Consider the following 18,915-nt stretch of genomic DNA (forward strand, 5'->3'; position numbering starts at 1 on the left):
ATCGGATTGGTGTCTAGTGCAACTTGATCTTTTGGCCATCGAGCAAGGTCTGTAATCCTGCCGTGGCTATTTTTTGGCCTTTGCTCAGTCCGGATGCGATTTCGAATCCTTCCGCCGAAAGCTTCCCAATGGTGACGCGTTGCTTTTTTACGGTAATGGCATCCCCGTTTTCCTCTATTAAGAAAACGAAGCGGCCTTCACTGTCTTCACCGATCGCCTGGGTAGGCACCACTAGCTGCTCATTCTTCACCCCTCCGGTCCCGAAATCAAAAGCTACACTGGCTGCCATACCGCTCTTGATGTCCTCACTGGGATCAACGACCACGATGGTCACCGGGTAAGTCGCCGTATTCGAATCTACGGCGGGAGAAACTTCGGTCACCTTTCCGGCGAAGGTCTGCCCCGGGATGGCTGAAAATGTTACCGTGACCCCCATTTCGGCATTCACCCCATTGATCACACTTTCGGGGATGCCCAAAGAGATTTCCATATCGGTTCCTGAGTTCAAAATCGCGACGACCTGGCCCGCTTGGATGTTCTCATCGATCTCTGCCGAAACCGAAGCGATCGTACCGTCTTCAGGGGCGTAGATGTAGCCGTAATTGATCTGTTCTTGCTGGATTTCGACCCCACGTTTGGCCGACTTATAACTTTCTTCGGCATTCTTGAACGAATTCTTGGCCGCTTCGAAATCACTTAACGACGAGCTGCCTTTTTCATAAAGGGTGCGCACCCGGTTCAAACTCAGCTTGGCGGTATTGACCTGTGAGGCGGCGCTATTGAGTTGGGTGATCGACTGCTCATAGGCCAATCGCGATTGCACATTGTCCAATTTGGCCAGCAAATCGCCTTTCTTCACGATCTGCCCCAATTTCAGATCGAATTGGGTAATGATGCCCGAACTGCGGAAACTCAGGTTGATGATCTTATCGGTGCGCGCCGTTCCAGTGAAGGCGCGGAGTTTTTCACCCCCCAAATAGCCGACCTCTTCAAATTTCACCGGCCGCAGGGCCTGTTCTCTCTGCTTTTGCTCTTCGGCACAAGAAAGGACCAAAAGGCCGATACTGATCGCAAGTAGTTTTTTATAACGGGTCATACTCCAAATTTTGCTGGTTAATCTTGTTGGTTCAAAAATTCAAAAAAGCGTTGCCTAAAGGCGTTGTTGGCCTCTTCGGTATTCAAAAGAAAATAATACCCCATGAAGCGTTCGAGCTGTAGGGCATTAATCAAAAAGTTGTATACCGCATTGGTCCGTGCCAATTGGGCATTCAAATAGTTGTTTTGCGCATCTAAAAGTTGTACGATGTTCACCGCGCCATTCGAATAGGAGGTTTGGGTCAGTTCCAAAGCTTCTTGGGCCGTTTCTTCCGAGATTTTCGAAAGCTCGATATTCGATATTTGATTCACCAAATTCAAGACCCCGGAGCGGACGTTGACCGCAATGCCCAGTTCGATATTGTCTTTATTGATCTCGAGTTGCTCTTTCTGGATGATGGCCGTCTGGCGGTTGATGTTCGATTGGTTCTGATTGATCAATGGGATGGAAAGGCTCAAGCCCGCGTTGTAACTGTTATCGACCAAGCCGAACCCCGCTGGTGCGGTACTGCCGGCACCTGAACGGCTAAAGGTCGAATTGTATTGACCTTGAACGGCCAAAGTCGGCAGAAAACGGCCGTATCCGTTCAATTTCACATTGCGATCGGTGGCTTCCAAATTATACCCAATAGCCCTGAGTTCCGGTGCGTTCTTCATAGCCTCCTCGATCAAAAAAGCAATGAAGGGTTCCCGCAAGGTCGGGTTATCCAACAATCCGAAAAGCTCGTCGTATTTGTATTGTTCAAAAATGCCCTTGCTCAATTCGACATCGGCCACATCGATTTCATAGTCGGTGGGATTGTTGAGCACTTGGTTCAAGGCCAAAAAGCCCTGTTCCAATTGGTTGATCGCTTCGACCATGGTCTGGGTGTTCTGTGCCAATTCACTACGAAAACGAAGCATGTCGGACTTCCCAGCCTGACCGGCATCGAAATTCTGTGTAGCGATATCGAGGTTGCGTTTGGTCAGATCCACGTTACGCACTTGGATCTGGGTATTCGCCTTTAAGATCAGGGTATTGAAATACGCGTTCGAGGCATCGAAAATCAGATCGAGTTGGGCGGCATTGAAATCTTCTTCCTGGGCTTTCTGTAATTTCTTTTGGATCGAAATGTTGGCATTGGCCGCTTCCGAAAACAGGGTCTGGTTGAGGGTCAGGTTTCCAGCCGTAGAGAACTCAGGGTTTTGCCCGTTGCTGACAACTGCCAAGTCGGGATCGACATAGGTCGCCGTGCCCGAAGCCGTCAACGACGGTAGGTAATTGCTATTGGCCGTCTTCACATCTTGGATCGAAAGGTCGACGCTTTTTTGTTCTGACCGGATTGACAGGTTATTCTCCAAAGCATCATTGATGACCGTCAATAGATCGTATTCCTTATTGGAAAGCACGTTTTTGAACTCGCCCACGAAATCGGTTTCCCCGATCAGACTGTATTTAATAGGTACCCCGATGGCTTCGGCGGTGTTGTAGTTAATGGTCAATCGAGAAGTATAATCGATGTAAATGGGCATCTCCGAAAGCGGGGTGCCGGTCACATAGGATTCAATGGTCAAAGCGATGCGCCGAAAGAACTGGTCAAGGTTCTCTGCCGCTTGAAAAGTGGCGAACAGGCCGATTTCGACATCTTGCGGGCCGTTCGACGTAAAGGAAGGGATCTTGGCGTCGATACACGCTTTTGCCAAAGCCTTGGTATCGTCACGCGATAAGAAAAATCCACCTGCCATATATAAGGCATCGATACCCTCGAGACCCGCTAAGATATCGTTCAAGTCATTGAACGGTATCAAGGTATAATCGGCCCCCAACTCGGCCAATTCGGCATCGAAGGTTTCCTTAAAAGGCAAAATGTCGGCAATGGGCGCTTCGATCGCGATCCCAAGATTCGAAAAATTGCTGAGTGCTTTGAACTTTGCCAAATCGGTACGGTAGGATTCCGATTCAATCAGGTAGGTGAAATTTTCGATACCGGAGCTTTCCTTGGTCAAATCCAAGGTGATGAGATCACTATTAACGGCACCGAACAAAATCGTCGGCTTTTTGTGTTCGGCCAATGGACTGATTATCGCATTGTTGACCACCCCGAACGCCAAAATGATATCGGTGTCATCTTGGATCAAGCGATCATAGTTCGAACGCGCCGCATCGATATCGAAGTCGTTTTCCAAAAAGCGATCGGCAGGGAACTCGATCGTGGCGTCTTCACCGACCACGGCCTTGATTTCGTTGGTCAACTTAACGATCAAAGGTTCAAGTTCGGTGGTGCGCTGATCAAAAAGGACACCGACGCGATAAGTCGGTTTGGTTTGCGCGAAAGCGCAAAAAGAGACCCATACGACCAATAAGGTAGTGTAGAATGGCTTCATCTGGTTGGATTATCCAACAATATAGGAAATTCTTACAAAGGGAAACCCCTTTTGGCCCAACATGAAGGAGCTGGCACAAAAGATAACGTTACTTTAATTTGGGATTGCCCGTTTGGTAGGAGGGTGTAAACCAAAAAATCCCGCTTAAAGCAGGATTTTTCAGAGTTGGCCTACTAGGACTCGAACCTAGAACGACTGAACCAAAATCAGCTGTGTTGCCAATTACACCATAGGCCAATAGCTCAAATGAGCGTGCAAATTTAAAACAAACTTTTGTTCCTCCAAACAAATTGGCTACAATATCCGCTGTTAAAGGTTTTATTAAAATGCCCGGGCTTGTCTATTTAATTTGGTAAATTCGCCTCCAATCGGTAAAGCGACTGCTACATGTTTGCAAAGAATTTTGGAAAATGGGAAACCCTCTTGGGGTGGACCGCCTTTTCGATTGCCCTGATCACTTATTTTTTGACGGTAGAGCCCACTGGAAGCTTTTGGGATGCCGGAGAGTACATCAGTACTTCGGCCAAACTGCAGGTCGGCCACCCCCCCGGGGCTCCCTTGCTACAAATGATCGGAGCTTTCTTTTCGATGTTCGCTTTTGGTGATCCGACCAAAATCGCCTTGATGGTCAATGCCGTTTCGGTGGTTTCCAGCGCCTTTACCATTTTGTTCACCTTTTGGATCATCACGAATTTGACCCGAAAAATGGTCGTCAAAAAAGACAAGCTTTCGAACAGCAAAGCGATTGGCATTTTAGGCAGTGGGCTTGTGGGCGCTTTGGCCTTTACCTTTTCGGATAGTTTTTGGTTCAACGCCGTCGAGACCGAGGTCTATGCCATGGCCAGTTTGATCATGGCCCTCTTACTTTGGTTGGGGTTAAAATGGGTCGATCACGTCGACGAACCCAGAGGAAACCGATGGTTGTTGCTGATCTGTTTTTTGATCGGGCTGACGTTCGGCATCCAGTTCATGGGCTTTTTGGCCATTCCGACAATCGGCCTGCTGTATTACTTCAAAAAGTACCAACAGACTACGGTCAAGAATTTCCTGATCGCGAATATCGTGGTTATCGGTATTTTGATGTTGGTCTATAAATTCTCGTTGACCTATGTCTTGAAATTGTTCGGATGGAGCGAGGTCTTCTTTATCAACGAAGTCGGTCTGCCCTTCAATTCAGGAACCATTATCATGGGCTTGCTATTCATTGCACTGTTCTACTTTGCCTTGCGGTATACCCGGAACAACGGCTACCAATTGGGCAATACGATCACGCTTTGCCTGATGTTCCTGTTTTTAGGCTTTTCATCCTGGTTGATGCTTCCGATCCGTGCCAATTCACAGACGGTGGTGAATGAGAACAATCCTGAAGACGCCCGGTCGCTTTTGGCCTATTACAACCGCGAACAATACCCCGGTGTCGAAAGCCCGTTCTACGGTTCTTATTATTCGGATACCTTCGCGCCTCCCGGTGATGATATCGATGAAAAACCCAAATACGAAAAAGACCGAAAACTAGGAAAATACGTTATCGTCAACAACTACGAAAACGCCCTACAAGGACCCAATAAAAAACATGTCGGCATCATGCCCCGTTTATGGAGCGACCAACATGCCGAAAACTATATGCGGTATTTCGACCGCCTTGAATTCAGGATCAAACCGGAGTACATCTCGAATACCGACCTTCGGGGTGCTGTAGCCGAGTTCCGGGATTTGAACAACCGAGGAGAAATCGATACGGAGCAATACATCAAGTTCTTGCGGAGCTTCAGTGATTACATTGAGGTACAACCCCCTACCCTTGGGCAAAACCTGACCTATCTGTTCGATTTCCAGTTCGGGTACATGTACATGCGGTATTTCATGTGGAACTTTGTCGGGCGTCAAAACGACGTGCAAGGCAAATACGACAACAATGGGCAATGGCTAAGCGGCATCGGCATGATCGACAGCATCCGTTTGGGCAGTCAAGACAACCTACCGAGCGATGTGCTCGATAATAAAGGACGCAACACCTATTTCTTCCTTCCCTTTATTTTGGGGATCATCGGGATCGTTTTCCAAATTTCGAGAAACCCGAAACACTTTTGGGTGCTGTTCGTGTTCTTCATGTTCACCGGACTCGCCATTCAGTTTTACACCAATCCATATATCTTCCAGCCAAGGGAACGCGATTACTCATTGGTCGGCTCCTTCTTTATTTTCTGTATCTGGATAGGACTTGGGGTCTATGGCCTGTTCGAAGAAATCAAAAAACTGACCAAGGCCAAAATAGCGGCACCCTTGACGACCTTGCTTTGTTTGGCCGCCGTACCACTGCTCATGGCTTACCAGAATTGGGACGACCATGACCGATCCGGGCGATACACCGCGAAATCAACGGCCAAAGCCTATTTGGATTCCTGTCAAGAGGATGCGGGTGCTATTTTGTTCACCATTGGTGACAACGATACCTTTCCACTTTGGTACGCCCAAGACATCGAGGGCCATCGCACCGATGTAAGGGTTGTGAACACCAGCCTCTTTGCCACCGATTGGTATATCGATCAAATGAAACGCAAAGCCTATGACAGCGACCCGATCCCTTCGCAACTGACCCACGATAAGTACCGTTTCGGTACACGCGACGCGGTCTATTACCAAAAGGTAGATCAGGTCTTCGGCCGCGAGGTTTCCGAAAGTCGATGGAGCATCAAGGATTTTATGAATTGGATCGAAAGCGATAACCCTCAGACCAAATTCAAGTTCATCGTTGAACAAGGAGGTGGTGATGTCAGCGCCTATTCGGAAAGCAATTTGGACATCGTTTATTACCCGACCAATAAAATCCGCATCCCGGTCAATAAAAAGAATGTTTTGGAAAGTGGCTTGGTCAAGGCCAAGGATTCGGCTTTGATCTTGGATTACATCGACATCGACCTTCCAAAAAGCGCCTTGCCAAAGAACCGCATCTTGATGTTGGATGTGATCGCCAACAACGATTGGAAACGGCCTATTTATTTCTCAGGGGGCAGCTTCGATAACGCAGAGTACATCTGGATGAAGGATTACCTGCAATTGGATGGCTTGGTCTACAAGCTGGTACCGATAAAAACCGAATACGACAGCCCCTTTGAAATGGGACGTATCGACAGCGAATTGATGTACGATATCGTATCGGAATGGGATTGGGGCAATGCCGGAAGTGATGCCATCTATCACGATCCACAGACCCGCTCACAAGGACTATCGTTCCGAGGTAATTTGGCACGTCTGACCGAAACCCTGATCGACGAGAACAAAATCGACAAGGCCAAGAACGTCATCGATATGGCCATGACCAATATGCCGTTCGAGTATTTTGGGTTCTATGCTTTTGTCGAGCCTTTCGTCGACGGTTATTACAAAGTGGGTGAACAGGAAAAAGCCCGCGAGCTCTTTACCAAATTGAAAAAAGTGTACCAAGAACGGCTAACGTATTATGCTGGGATCCCAAGAGATGAACAATACAATCGCTTGGAGGATATCCTTTCGGATATGGAGGGCTATCGCCGTAATATCGACATCATCATACGTAACCAAGACCGCGAATGGGCCGAAAAAGAAACCTTGATCTTCAACGAATACATCGACCTGTTCTCCCAATTCATTGGGGAGGAGTCCGACTATTTCGAACCGGATTTACCGGATCCCGATATGGAAGATACCCTAACCATCGATAGTACGGACGTTCTAGAGGACTCGGTGCCTGTCAATGAATAGGAATTCCTTAGGACTGCCAAGGAAACCTTTTGATTATTTAATACTTGGGAGGTTAAATGTACTCGCTCAAAATACCGATCAAGGTATTGGCGTCTTGTTCACCACTTTGTCGCCAGACCATTTCACCTTTTTTGTAGATCATCAAAGTAGGAAGCCCTTTGATCCGTAGTGCCTGGGAAAGTTCTTTGTTCTTATCGACATCGATTTTGATCACCTTACCTTTATCACCCAAGGCAGCAGCGACATCACGAAGGACAGGATGCATCGATGCGGACTGCTCGTTCCAATCGGCATAGAAGTCTAGCAGGACCGGAACATTCAAATCAATAAGTTCACCAAATTTGGACATGGTAAAAACGTTAATTTCCTGACCAAAAGTAAGAAAATTTGTTAAAGTACTACGTGAAGTAAGCCCATTAGGCAACTGATTTAGGTTAAATTCACGTTAAACCTTTCCTTTTTAAGGTAATCACTGAAATTTCAGGCCAAATCCCGACCCGACCAGGGTATCCGATAAATCCGAAACCTCGGTTCACATTGATGTATTGGCCCAATTCTTCATAGACCCCTGCCCAATACTTATAGCGCCATTTCACCGGGCTCCATTTGAACCAACCCGGGATTTCGATCCCGAACTGCATACCGTGGGTATGGCCACTCAAGGTCAAATGATAATGGTATTCATCATGGATGACCTGCTGCTCCCAATGCGAAGGGTCGTGGCTCAACAAAATCTTGAAATCGGCTTTATCGATTTGGGAAGCGGCTTTCTTCAGGTCACCGGCTTTCTTAAAACCACCTGCACCCCAGTTTTCGACACCCACCAGGGCGATTCGTTGCCCATTGCGTTCCAGATAACGATGCTCGTTCAACAAAAGGTCAAACCCCATATCACGCTGTAGAGACTTCAAATCGTCGAGGTTCTTGGCCTTTTCCGCTTCTGAGGGCCATGAGGTATAATCACCATAATCGTGGTTCCCCAAAACCGAATACACACCATCTTTGGCTCGCAATTTCGCGAACACGCCTTTCCATGGATCCATTTCGGTAGCGCGATCATTGACGAGATCCCCTGTAAAAAAGATGACGTCGCTTTCTTGGGCATTGATCAAATCAACCCCATAGGAAACCTTTTCCTTATCATCGAAACTACCGCTGTGTACATCGGAAATCTGGGTCAACGTATACCCGTGGAATGCCTCGGGCAAATCGTCGAACTCCAGCTCGTATTTCAAGACCTTATAATTGTATTTGCCTTTGTACATACCGTAGAGCAAGGCCCCGAAAGGCAAGGCCGCGATTCCTAGTCCGATAGCACTCACGAATTTCCGCCTTGAGGGGAAAAAGGCCGCCCCTTCTTCTTTGACACCGGCGATCTTGTGGTATCCATAAGCGAACAGACGTATCAAATCTTCCAATAACATGAAAAAACCCAGAAATAAGGCCAACAGGAAAAAAGAGAAAAATATGCCCCCGGCTATCGCGATGTGTTCCCGCATGGCCATGCCGGGTTCATAGGTCGCGACGCGAATGACCAGATTGATCCACACCGCCAAAAAGGCAATACCATAACCCAGTTGCGCCCAAGGACTTTTGAACAAGGTTTTGAAGGCTTGAAAACCATAAAAGGCAAGCAACAGATACAGTATGGATAGTATGATGATAAATCGTGTCATTCGATATCTTTTTACAAAACTAATTCTTTAAACCGTTCGCATTCAAACGGCCTTGGATTTAACCGCACTTATGATTTGACGAAGAAGGTCGGCATTCGTTACAGCGATTCGGTCTTCTGCCAAATGACGTTCCGAATTCATCGAAATACGGTCAAGGGTGGCGACCTTATTTTCAAAAGCAGTGGCCGAACAGTGAATGGCCCGAAGCCCAGCCTCCAAAAATCGTTCGGCATTGTCGGGCCGAATACCCCCACCCGCCAGCACGGTCATATCCGTTTGCCGCTGCCAACCGGCCAAGTTCGCCAATCCGACTTCGGCCGAATCCGCTTGGCCCGAAGTCAAGACGGTTCGAACCCCCAGTGCTTCCAAAGCCTTCAAGGCCGATTCGGGATGCGGAATCCAATCAAAGGCCCGGTGGAAGGTAACCGGTAAGGTTCCGGCGCGTTCGACCAAGATGCGGGTACGATCGATATCCAAACCGTGGTCGGCTAGCAACACTCCGCTAACGATACCATCGACACCAAAAGAAACGCAGTGTTCGATATCAGCAAGCATAATCTGGAATTCATGGGGCGAGTAGGTAAAATGGCCACTTCGAGGGCGGATAAGTACATGCACCGGAATAGCCAATCGATCTTTGACCATGGCGATCAACCCATACGAAGGGGTGATGCCGCCAACCCCCAGCTCGCTGCACAGTTCGATGCGATCGGCACCGGCCTCTTGGGCACGGAGGGCTGAATCCAAACTGTTGGCACAAACTTCTACAAGCATTTCGGTATCTTTAGAATCTAAAGTTAAGCAACCTATCATGCAACGCCGTACATTCTTGAAAAATTCAGGCCTTTCGGCCGCAGCCATTGTTTCGACCCCTTTGGTAAGTTCCTGTAAAAACGATGCCACACCAGTCGCCGATACCTCGAAAAAACCTCCAGTCAAACCGATCGTCGTCTGTACTTGGGACTTTAAAAACGCTTCGGCAAAAGCCTGGGAAGTATTGGATAGCGGTGGATCGAGTTTGGATGCCGTTGAACAAGGGGTCCGTGTTGAAGAAGCCGATGTAACCAATGAAACGGTCGGCAAGGGTGGTCGGCCCGACCGTGACGGTAATGTTACCCTCGATGCCTGTATCATGGATAAAGACGGCAATTGCGGGTCAGTGGTCTATCTTCAAAACATCGCCCACCCCATTTCGGTTGCACGTAAGGTCATGGAAGAAACCCCTCACATCATCTTGGCCGGAAAAGGGGCCGAACAATTCGCCTACGAACAGGGTTTTAAGAAAGAAGAACTGCTGACCGATAGCACGCGAAGACAATATGAAGAATGGTTGGTCGAATCGAAGTACGAGACGGTCATCAATATTGAGAACCACGATACCATAGGCATGCTGGCCATCGATAAGAACGGGGATATTTCAGGGGCATGTACCACCAGCGGCATGGCTTACAAATACGGCGGTAGGGTCGGGGATTCGCCGATCATCGGGGCCGGACTTTTCGTTGATAACGAAGTCGGTGGTGCCACCGCTACCGGGGTAGGTGAAGAGGTCATCAGAACGGTGGGCAGCTTTTTGATCGTCGAATTGATGCGTCAAGGTAAATCGCCCCAAGAGGCTTGTGAAGAAGGGGTCAAAAGGATCATGAAGAAAAACGAAGGTCGGAAAGATTTCCAGATCGGGTTTTTAGCCATAAACAAGCAGGGCGAAACGGGTGCCTACTGTGTGCACCCAGGGTTCAGTTACCGCAAGTTCGATCCAAGCGGTCATGAAAATATGGGGTCTGAGAGTTTTTATTCCGACACTGAAGATCATGTGATTTCTTAAAAAACAGCGCTTGTGGAAAAGTCGTGGGACGGATCGTTTTTTTATCCTCTCTTTTTTCTACTTTTAGAAGCACTTCCGAGATGTACAAACGACAAGTAACTTTTTAAGCGCACACGAATGTCCGACCAGAAAAGACTGTTCCTTTTAGACGCCTATGCCCTGATTTTCAGGGGGTATTATGCTTTTATCAAGAATCCTAGAATCAATTCCAAGGGGATGGACACTTCGGCCATCATGGGCTTTATGAACTCCTTGTTCGATGTGATCCGTCGCGAAAAACCGGATCATTTGGCAGTGGCCTTTGACAAGGGCGGCAGTGTCGAACGCACCGAGCTTTTTGAAGACTATAAAGCGAATCGCGACGAAACACCCGACGCTATACGCATTGCGGTACCCTATATACAAGACATCCTTAAAGCCTTGAAGATCCCCGTGATTGAATTGGCCGGGTATGAAGCCGATGATCTGATCGGTACTTTGGCCAAACAAGCTGAGAAAGAAGGATTCAAAACCTACATGGTCACGCCTGATAAAGACTTTGGCCAACTGGTCTCGGAAAACATTTTCATGTACCGGCCTGCCCGTATGGGCAACGGAATCGAAATTTGGGGCATTCCCGAAGTTCAAAAACGATTCGGGGTCGAACGCCCAGAACAGGTCATCGATTATTTGGGTATGATGGGGGATGCCAGCGACAATATTCCCGGTTTACCCGGTGTCGGCGACAAGACCGCGCAAAAGTTCCTGGCCCAATTCGGATCCCTGGAAGGCCTTTTGGCCAATACGGATCAGCTGAAAGGGAAAATGAAGGAGAAGGTCGAAGCCAATGCCGAACTCGGCCGGTTATCACGGAAATTGGCCGAAATCAAACTTGATTGTGACGTTACGTTCGACGCCAAGGACTATGAAATGTGCGCGCCCGATACGGCCAAAGTACAGACTTTGTTCGATGAGCTTGAATTCAGGAGGTTAAAGGAACAATTCGCCAAACTCTATGCCGAAGGTGGGCCTGAGACCCAAACGACGGCAACCGTCCAAAAACAAACCGCCCCGGCCCAGGTTGCCGGAAGTGGACAGTTTTCGTTGTTCGGCGGGGATCCGGCTGAAGCGGCGGCCACGATCAAAGATTCCAGCGGCCGGAAAACGATTGCCGATGTTTCCCATTTTTACCAGCTCATTCAGGCAGACATCGCTCTTGACCTTTTCGTTGGAAAACTATCACAACAGACCTCAGTCTGTTTCGATACCGAAACCACGTCGATCAATCCGCTAGAAGCCGAATTGGTGGGCATCGCCTTTTCTTGGGAAAGCGGCAAGGGTTTTTATGTACCCATGCCCGAAGACCGGGAACAAACGCAGCAACGGGTTGAAAAACTACGACCGTTCTTTGAGGATGAAGCAATCGAAAAAATCGGGCAAAACTTGAAATACGACATCAAGGTCATGCAGAACTATGGGGTCGACGTCAAAGGAAAGCTCTTCGATACCATGTTGGCGCACTATTTGATCAATCCGGATATGCGTCATAATATGGACGTTCTTTCGGAGACCTACCTCAACTATACCCCGGTTTCGATTACGGAGTTGATCGGCAAAAAAGGGAAAAACCAGTTGAGTATGCGCCAAGTACCGCTTGAAAAGCAGACGGAGTATGCGGTCGAGGATGCGGATATCACCTTACAATTATCACAACATTTCAGGCCCGAACTGGAAGCTGCCAAGACCGATACGCTATTTCAGGACATCGAGGTACCCCTGCTTCGGGTATTGGCCGATATGGAACGCGAAGGGATCAATTTGGACGAGTCTTTTTTGAACGAGCTATCGGTCGATCTTGAAAGCGACATCAAACGTTTGGAAGCCCAAATCTATGAACAGGCCGGCGAACAATTCAATATCGCATCCCCCAAACAGTTGGGTGAGATCTTATTCGGGAAAATGAATCTGGTCGAGAAACCGAAAAAAACCAAAACAGGCCAGTACAGTACCTCTGAAGAGGTATTGTCCTATCTGGCCAAAGACCATGAGATCATCCAAAATGTGCTCGATTACCGCGGATTGGCCAAGTTGAAAAGCACCTATGTCGATGCCCTTCCGAACGAAGTGCAAGCGCATAGCGGCCGAGTGCATACCGACTATATGCAAACCGTGGCCGCTACCGGAAGGTTGAGCAGCAACAATCCGAATTTACAGAACATCCCCATCCGAACGGAACGGGGACGTCAAGTCAGGAAGGCGTTTATCCCCAGGGATGATAACCATGTACTCCTAGCCGCCGATTATTCACAAATCGAATTGCGGATCATCGCGGCATTGAGCGAGGAAGACACCATGATCTCGGCTTTTAAAAACGGGGAAGACATCCACGCTTCTACCGCATCGCGGGTATTCGGGGTGCCCTTGGAAGAAGTGACCCGTGAACAGCGGAGCAATGCCAAAACGGTGAATTTTGGGATCATTTATGGGGTTTCGGCTTTCGGTTTGAGCAACCAGACCGATCTCAGTCGCTCGGAGGCCAAAGAACTGATCGAGACCTATTATAAAACCTATCCAAAGCTTCGAAACTACATGGGCGAACAGGTCGATTTTGCCCGTGATAACGGCTATGTGCAAACGGTACTTGGTCGACGACGTTATTTGAAGGACATCAATGCCGGTAACCAAGTCGTGCGCGGGGCCGCCGAACGTAACGCCGTTAACGCGCCCATACAAGGAAGCGCGGCCGATATCATCAAGATCGCGATGATCAACATCCATAAAAAACTGAACGAGGGCAACTACCGAACCAAAATGCTCTTACAGGTGCATGATGAATTGGTGTTCGATTGCTACAAACCCGAATTGGAAGCGATGAAAGCACTGATCAAAAGCGAAATGGAAAATGCCTACCTCATGAAAGTTCCGTTGGACGTCGAGGTGGGTGTCGGCAACAATTGGTTGGAAGCCCATTAACCAAGAACCCATGAAACACCCATTTGTATATCTATTGATCGCCGCTTTCGGATTGCTATGTTGCAAGTCGGAGCCCAAAGAAAAACGCGATACGGAATTGGAAGAAGTATTCTCCCTTATGCAGGGATCCTACAACTCCGCCAAACAAGCCGAAGCCGATTCGACCTACTACAACATCTCGCTGCACATGTATCCCATCTGGAAAGACAAGGGAAACTGGCTGTATGTCGAGCAAGCATTGAACGCGATGCAAGAGCGTCCATACCGCCAACGTCTCTATGAATTACGGCGCAACGAAGCAGGGCAATTGGCCAGCTTTGTCTATACCATTGCCCATGATTCGCTGTGGATCGGAAAATGGAAAGATCCCAGTGCCTTCGACAGCCTAACGAGCGACCAACTTTCATTGCGCCAAGGTTGTGAGGTCTTGTTGAAGAAGAAGGGGGCGAACCATTTTGCCGGGCGAACCCAAGACCGCACTTGTGAAAGTAGCCTACGAGGGGCCACCTATGCCCTATCCGCAGTGGCGATATTCGCCGATAAGATCGAGTCTTGGGACCAAGGTTTCGATGCGGATGGAAACCAGGTTTGGGGGGCTACCGAAGGGGGATATGTTTTCGATAAATTGGATTAATTACCCTGATGCATAGCACATTTAAAAGCCTTGTGTTTGTTTTCGCAGCACTTACCCTGGCCACTTGTTCCTCTAGGGAAATCTGGATCAGCAAAGACCTCAAGATCTTAAGTCTATCCGCACCACGGGTATACCAACACCTCTCTTTTTTACAGACCGAAGACTATGGCAAAGTGGCATGCAATGGCATGATCATTGTCAATGGCAATGAGGCTGTAATCATCGATACCCCAGTAAACAACAAAGAGTCTGAAGCCCTTATCGATTGGGTGACAAAGCATTTGGATGTTCGGGTCATCGGTGTCGTCGCTACCCATTTTCACAACGATTGTCTAGGTGGACTGGAAGCCTTTCACCAACGTGAGATCCCCTCCTATGCCAGCAATCTAACAAAACGAATGGCCGAAGAGCGCCGGTTGCCCATCCCTAAGTTCGGTTTTGATACTGAGATGACCCTTACCATCGGTGGATTGCCCCTAGCACTGCATTATTTGGGAGAAGGGCATACCAAAGACAATATCGTGGTTTACGACTTCACAGACCGCGTTTTGTTCGGTGGTTGTTTGGTCAAATCGGTCGGGGCTTCCAAAGGGTATTTGGGCGATGCCAATGTAGCTGAATGGCCCGCTACCGTAAAGATTGTCAAAGAGACCTTTATTGAGGCCGAAATTATCGTTCCCGGTCATGGATCGACGGGGGGTATGGAATTGTTGGATTATACCATTGCTCTATTCGAAGAATAAAAAAAGGCACCTTCTTAGGTGCCTTTACTTGATTACCAGCCCAAGGCCAGTTTAAATTTCGGTTTCTTTTCTTTTTTCGTTTCGCTACGTTCGGGTTGCGGTGAACGCGCTTCCTTTTCGGCATGGGCATATAACTCCATGGAGAAGGGATAACTGACCCATACGTTCGGGTAATACTTTAACTTCTTCATACTACTGTTTTTTGAGAATTTTTTTGATGCATTCCTTACCCTCGTGCAAGACGGGGTTTTTGACGTGTCGGGCGGTTGATGAATTTGCCCCAAATCCTTTTGAGGTACTTTACCGCTGAGAAGGGTACCAAATCGAACCAAAACTTGATTTCAGGTTGGGTGTTTCCATCCAATTCCAATCCGTTTGCGATATCGAATTCCAAAACTTCCGGACAATCGATCCTTTCAAATCGGCCATCTTCGAAGGCAAACCCTTGCTTTTTCCCTTCCACATAAAATCGGAGCTTGTGGTATCGTCCTTCAGGTAGGTTGACCGTGTTCTTCGATTTCAGGAAATGCCCTGTGGCCCGCCCTTTGATCGGAAGCACGGCCGGTTTTGAAAATCGCATCAACGTTTGTTCTTTATCAGCGGCATCCATTAGGGAAACCTTATTGATGTGGAGATCCAGTTCCGAAATCCTTCCTTGGGTCAATTGATCGTTCTTGAGTACGATTTCCCGAATCGGGTTTCCACTCAAATCCCATTGTCCCGCTACACCCGATGGACTCACCATCGTTTGCCATACTGTTGGATAAAATCGTGTCTTTTCCATAATCGTATCGTTTAAAATACAATGCAAAATTCCGTCGGAATCGGGATATGGAAATCTATAGAATTATCCTATTTCTATGCTATTTTACCCCAATTGCCATAAATTAACATTGTCTTAAGGTAAAATGAAACAAATACGAAGAAACTATTGGAAATGATCGGTTTAGGATGCAGAGCATTGCCCCATCGTGCTCCAAGGGCACGTCTTGTAGCATTCAATCGTAGTTGGTGCCGATTTGATCTAGTACGGTCAAAAAGGTCTTAAAATCCCCTTCATCCAAATCCTTGACCGCCCGTTTGCGCAGCGCTACCGCATGGGGCAATACCCGGTCTACAATTTCGGCACCCGCGGTGGTCAAGGCTAGCTTGAATCGTTTTTGATCTCCTTCAAACCGCGACTTGGCCAACCATCCTTTTCGTTCCAACCCCGCGATCACCCGCGATATGGTCGCCCGATTGCGGAAATTGGATTGCACGATATCGCGTTGCGAAGCTGCATCACCCAATTCCAGTACTTGATGGAGGATCACCCATTGCTCAATGGTCATATCGATCCCCAAGGCCTCAAATTGCTTGAGGTAGGCCAACTGTACTTTTCGCAATACCGAATCAAGGTGAAGACCGATTCCTGAAATCTTATCGATTTGATGCAACATAATAACGGGTATAGGGCGATGAAAATATTTTAAAAAAATAGCATTCGCATTCCAAAATTACGTATTTTTGTTGCATCAACAACAATTTTAAGGAAAATCTAAAATATAATCCCTATGGAAACTACCACCTTACCTAAAATCCATGAAGGTGCCAAAGACTTCATGCCGATCAACGGCACCGACTATGTCGAACTCTATGTGGGCAATTCGAAACAGGCCGCCCACTTCTACAAAACCGCCTTCGGTTTCCAATCGTTTGCCTATGCAGGCTTACAGACCGGTTTGAAGGACCGTGAGAGTTATGTGGTCATTCAAGACAAGATCCGTTTGGTCTTGACCTCACCCTTGAAAAGCGGAACCGATATCGGGCGTCATATCGACCAACATGGTGATGGGGTCAAGGTCGTCGCCCTTTGGGTCGATGACGCCACCTATGCCTACGAAACGGCGATCGCCAAAGGTGCCAAATCCTATATGGAACCCGTTACCGAAAAAGACGCTGACGGAAAGGTCGTCCGCGCGGGTATTTATACCTATGGAGAAACAGTCCACATTTTTGTTGAGCGCAAAGATTATGAGGGAGTCTTTCTTCCTGGTTTCGTGGCTTGGGAAACCCCATTTTACAATCCAGAACCGGTCGGTTTGAAATTCGTTGACCATATGGTCGGTAATGTCGGGTGGAACAAAATGAACCATTGGGTCGATTTTTACGAAAACGTCATGGGCTTCCAAAACATCCTATCTTTCGATGACAACGACATTTCAACGGAATACACGGCCTTAATGAGCAAGGTGATGAGCAACGGCAATGGCCGCATCAAGTTTCCGATCAATGAACCGGCCGAAGGCAAGAAAAAATCACAGGTAGAAGAATATCTTGATTTTTACGAAGGTGAAGGGGTACAACATATCGCGGTGGCCACTGACGATATCATCAAGACCGTGAAAGCCTTGCGCAGCCGTGGTGTAGAGTTCCTACGTGTACCCGACACCTATTATGAGGTAGTTACCGATCGCGTCGGTAAAATCGATGAAGACATCGCACCTTTGCAAGAATTGGGCATTTTGGTCGATCGTGACGATGAAGGCTATCTGTTGCAGATTTTTACGAAACCGGTCGAGCCTAGGCCAACGATGTTTTTTGAAATCATCCAACGAAAAGGGGCACAATCGTTCGGAAAAGGTAACTTTAAGGCATTGTTCGAGGCTATAGAACGCGAACAAGAGCTTAGAGGTACCCTGCACTAAAACCAAGCATTATGCCGATTTATCACAAACTGGGCCAACTGCCACCGAAACGTCATACACAATTCGAGAAGCCCGACGGTGCACTTTACTATGAGCAATTGTTCGGCACCATTGGTTTCGACGGTATGTCTTCGTTGCTGTATCACGTGCATCGCCCCACACAGGTCAAAACGGTCGGCGAGGCATTGGACGTCAGTCCGAAAATCGCCGTAGCGAAGAACATCACGTCGCGAAAATTGATCGGTTTCGATGTTGCACCGAAAGATGATTTTTTGGAAGCTCGTGAACCGCTCTTGGTCAACAGTGATGTACATGTCGGTCTAGCGGCGCCCCGAAAGTCGTTGACCACTTATTTTTATAAAAATGCCGATGCCGATGAAATGTTGTTCATCCATCGGGGAAGTGGAACGTTGCGAACGTTTTTGGGGAACATTCCTTTCGAATACGGCGATTATTTGATCATTCCGAGGGGGATGATCTACCAAATCGATTTCGACACCGAAGACAATAGGATCTTATACGCCGAATCGTTCCATCCGATCTACACGCCCAAACGCTATCGCAATTGGTTCGGGCAACTATTGGAGCATTCCCCTTTTTGTGAACGTGACTACAAATTGCCCCAAGACCTGAAGGCCCACGATGAGATCGGTGAATTTACCATGAAAATCAAAAAGCAGGGCATGTTGCACGAATTGGTCTATGCCAGTCATCCATTCGATGTGGTCGGATGGGATGGGTATAACTACCCTTACGGCTTTTCGATACACAATTTCGAGCCCATTACAGGGCGCGTGCACCAGCCACCGCCGGTGCACCAGACCTTTGAGACCGGGGCGTTCGTGATCTGTTCCTTCTGTCCAAGACTTTACGATTATCATCCGAAGGCCATTCCGGCCCCCTATAACCATAGCAATATCGATTCTGATGAGGTATTGTACTATGTAGACGGTGATTTCATGAGCCGCACGGGAATCGGCCCTGGGTACATCTCCTTGCATCCGGCCGGTATTCCGCATGGGCCGCATCCGGGCACCTATGAGGCCAGTATCGGAAAAAAAGGAACCGAAGAACTCGCCGTGATGATCGACACCTTCAAACCGCTCATGGTGACCGAAAACGCAATGAAAATAGACGATGGAACGTATTACGGGTCTTGGGTCGATTGACCCTGGGCAGTACCCTTCCATCCGACCAA

The 18,915-nt window shown here is 48.0% G+C and carries 15 protein-coding genes and 1 tRNA gene; 7 read left to right on the forward strand and 9 right to left on the reverse strand.

Features of this window, described 5'->3' with window-relative positions; genetic code table 11:
- Window positions 1-13: 13 nt before the first annotated feature.
- The 3 genes from ABV409_RS01550 to ABV409_RS01560 all read right to left on the reverse strand — a co-directional run bounded on the left by ABV409_RS01550 (window position 14) and on the right by ABV409_RS01560 (window position 3,696).
- A complete protein-coding gene (locus ABV409_RS01550) occupies window positions 14-1,096 on the reverse strand; it encodes an efflux RND transporter periplasmic adaptor subunit (protein WP_353875781.1) in 1,083 nt (360 codons plus the stop codon).
- 17 nt (window positions 1,097-1,113) lie between these two features.
- Window positions 1,114-3,459, reverse strand: a complete 2,346-nt coding sequence (locus tag ABV409_RS01555) for a TolC family protein (protein ID WP_353875782.1) — start codon at window positions 3,457-3,459, stop codon at window positions 1,114-1,116.
- Between the two features lie 165 nt (window positions 3,460-3,624).
- Window positions 3,625-3,696, reverse strand: a tRNA-Gln gene (locus ABV409_RS01560).
- 150 nt (window positions 3,697-3,846) lie between these two features.
- Between ABV409_RS01560 and ABV409_RS01565 the strand changes: the two genes are divergently transcribed.
- The gene (locus ABV409_RS01565) at window positions 3,847-7,200 is read left to right on the forward strand and encodes a glycosyltransferase family 117 protein (RefSeq protein ID WP_353875783.1); all 3,354 of its coding nucleotides are present in this window, start codon (window positions 3,847-3,849) and stop codon (window positions 7,198-7,200) included.
- 52 nt (window positions 7,201-7,252) lie between these two features.
- On the opposite strand, the gene ABV409_RS01570 is transcribed toward ABV409_RS01565, so the two are convergent.
- The 3 genes from ABV409_RS01570 to ABV409_RS01580 form a co-directional block, all read right to left on the reverse strand.
- Window positions 7,253-7,549 carry a thioredoxin family protein gene (locus ABV409_RS01570; protein ID WP_353875784.1) on the reverse strand — a complete coding sequence of 99 codons (297 nt, stop codon included), beginning with the start codon at window positions 7,547-7,549 and terminating at the stop codon, window positions 7,253-7,255.
- Window positions 7,550-7,640: 91 nt separating this feature from the next.
- On the reverse strand, window positions 7,641-8,876 hold the full coding sequence (locus tag ABV409_RS01575) for a metallophosphoesterase (protein ID WP_353875785.1): 1,236 nt from the start codon (window positions 8,874-8,876) through the stop codon (window positions 7,641-7,643).
- Window positions 8,877-8,918: 42 nt separating this feature from the next.
- Complete coding sequence (locus ABV409_RS01580) at window positions 8,919-9,650, reverse strand: copper homeostasis protein CutC (protein WP_353875786.1); 732 nt, start codon at window positions 9,648-9,650, stop codon at window positions 8,919-8,921.
- A 37-nt stretch (window positions 9,651-9,687) separates the two neighbouring features.
- Between ABV409_RS01580 and ABV409_RS01585 the strand changes: the two genes are divergently transcribed.
- From ABV409_RS01585 to bla, 4 genes are all read left to right on the forward strand, one after another.
- Complete coding sequence (locus ABV409_RS01585; protein ID WP_353875787.1) at window positions 9,688-10,701, forward strand: isoaspartyl peptidase/L-asparaginase family protein; 1,014 nt, start codon at window positions 9,688-9,690, stop codon at window positions 10,699-10,701.
- A gap of 117 nt (window positions 10,702-10,818) precedes the next feature.
- Window positions 10,819-13,653: a DNA polymerase I gene (gene polA / locus ABV409_RS01590; RefSeq protein WP_353875788.1), complete on the forward strand. Its 2,835-nt coding sequence runs from the start codon at window positions 10,819-10,821 to the stop codon at window positions 13,651-13,653.
- 10 nt (window positions 13,654-13,663) lie between these two features.
- Complete coding sequence (locus ABV409_RS01595) at window positions 13,664-14,287, forward strand: chromophore lyase CpcT/CpeT (RefSeq protein ID WP_353875789.1); 624 nt, start codon at window positions 13,664-13,666, stop codon at window positions 14,285-14,287.
- An 8-nt stretch (window positions 14,288-14,295) separates the two neighbouring features.
- On the forward strand, window positions 14,296-15,030 hold the full coding sequence (bla, locus tag ABV409_RS01600) for a subclass B1 metallo-beta-lactamase (protein WP_353875790.1): 735 nt from the start codon (window positions 14,296-14,298) through the stop codon (window positions 15,028-15,030).
- A gap of 32 nt (window positions 15,031-15,062) precedes the next feature.
- Here the strand turns inward: bla and ABV409_RS01605 are convergent, their stop codons facing one another.
- The 3 genes from ABV409_RS01605 to ABV409_RS01615 all read right to left on the reverse strand — a co-directional run bounded on the left by ABV409_RS01605 (window position 15,063) and on the right by ABV409_RS01615 (window position 16,469).
- Window positions 15,063-15,221, reverse strand: a complete 159-nt coding sequence (locus ABV409_RS01605) for a hypothetical protein (RefSeq protein WP_353875791.1) — start codon at window positions 15,219-15,221, stop codon at window positions 15,063-15,065.
- A gap of 35 nt (window positions 15,222-15,256) precedes the next feature.
- Window positions 15,257-15,814: a hypothetical protein gene (locus ABV409_RS01610; protein WP_353875792.1), complete on the reverse strand. Its 558-nt coding sequence runs from the start codon at window positions 15,812-15,814 to the stop codon at window positions 15,257-15,259.
- A gap of 214 nt (window positions 15,815-16,028) precedes the next feature.
- Entirely contained in the window at window positions 16,029-16,469 is a 441-nt protein-coding gene (locus tag ABV409_RS01615; protein WP_353875793.1) for a MarR family winged helix-turn-helix transcriptional regulator, read from the reverse strand.
- A gap of 114 nt (window positions 16,470-16,583) precedes the next feature.
- Here ABV409_RS01615 and hppD point away from each other — a divergent pair, with 114 nt between their 5' ends.
- Complete coding sequence (gene hppD, locus ABV409_RS01620) at window positions 16,584-17,717, forward strand: 4-hydroxyphenylpyruvate dioxygenase (RefSeq protein ID WP_353875794.1); 1,134 nt, start codon at window positions 16,584-16,586, stop codon at window positions 17,715-17,717.
- 11 nt (window positions 17,718-17,728) lie between these two features.
- The gene (locus ABV409_RS01625; RefSeq protein WP_353875795.1) at window positions 17,729-18,886 is read left to right on the forward strand and encodes a homogentisate 1,2-dioxygenase; all 1,158 of its coding nucleotides are present in this window, start codon (window positions 17,729-17,731) and stop codon (window positions 18,884-18,886) included.
- Window positions 18,887-18,915 lie beyond the last annotated feature (29 nt).

Source organism: Flagellimonas algarum, assembly GCF_040513375.1.
Taxonomy (GTDB): domain Bacteria; phylum Bacteroidota; class Bacteroidia; order Flavobacteriales; family Flavobacteriaceae; genus Flagellimonas_B; species Flagellimonas_B algarum.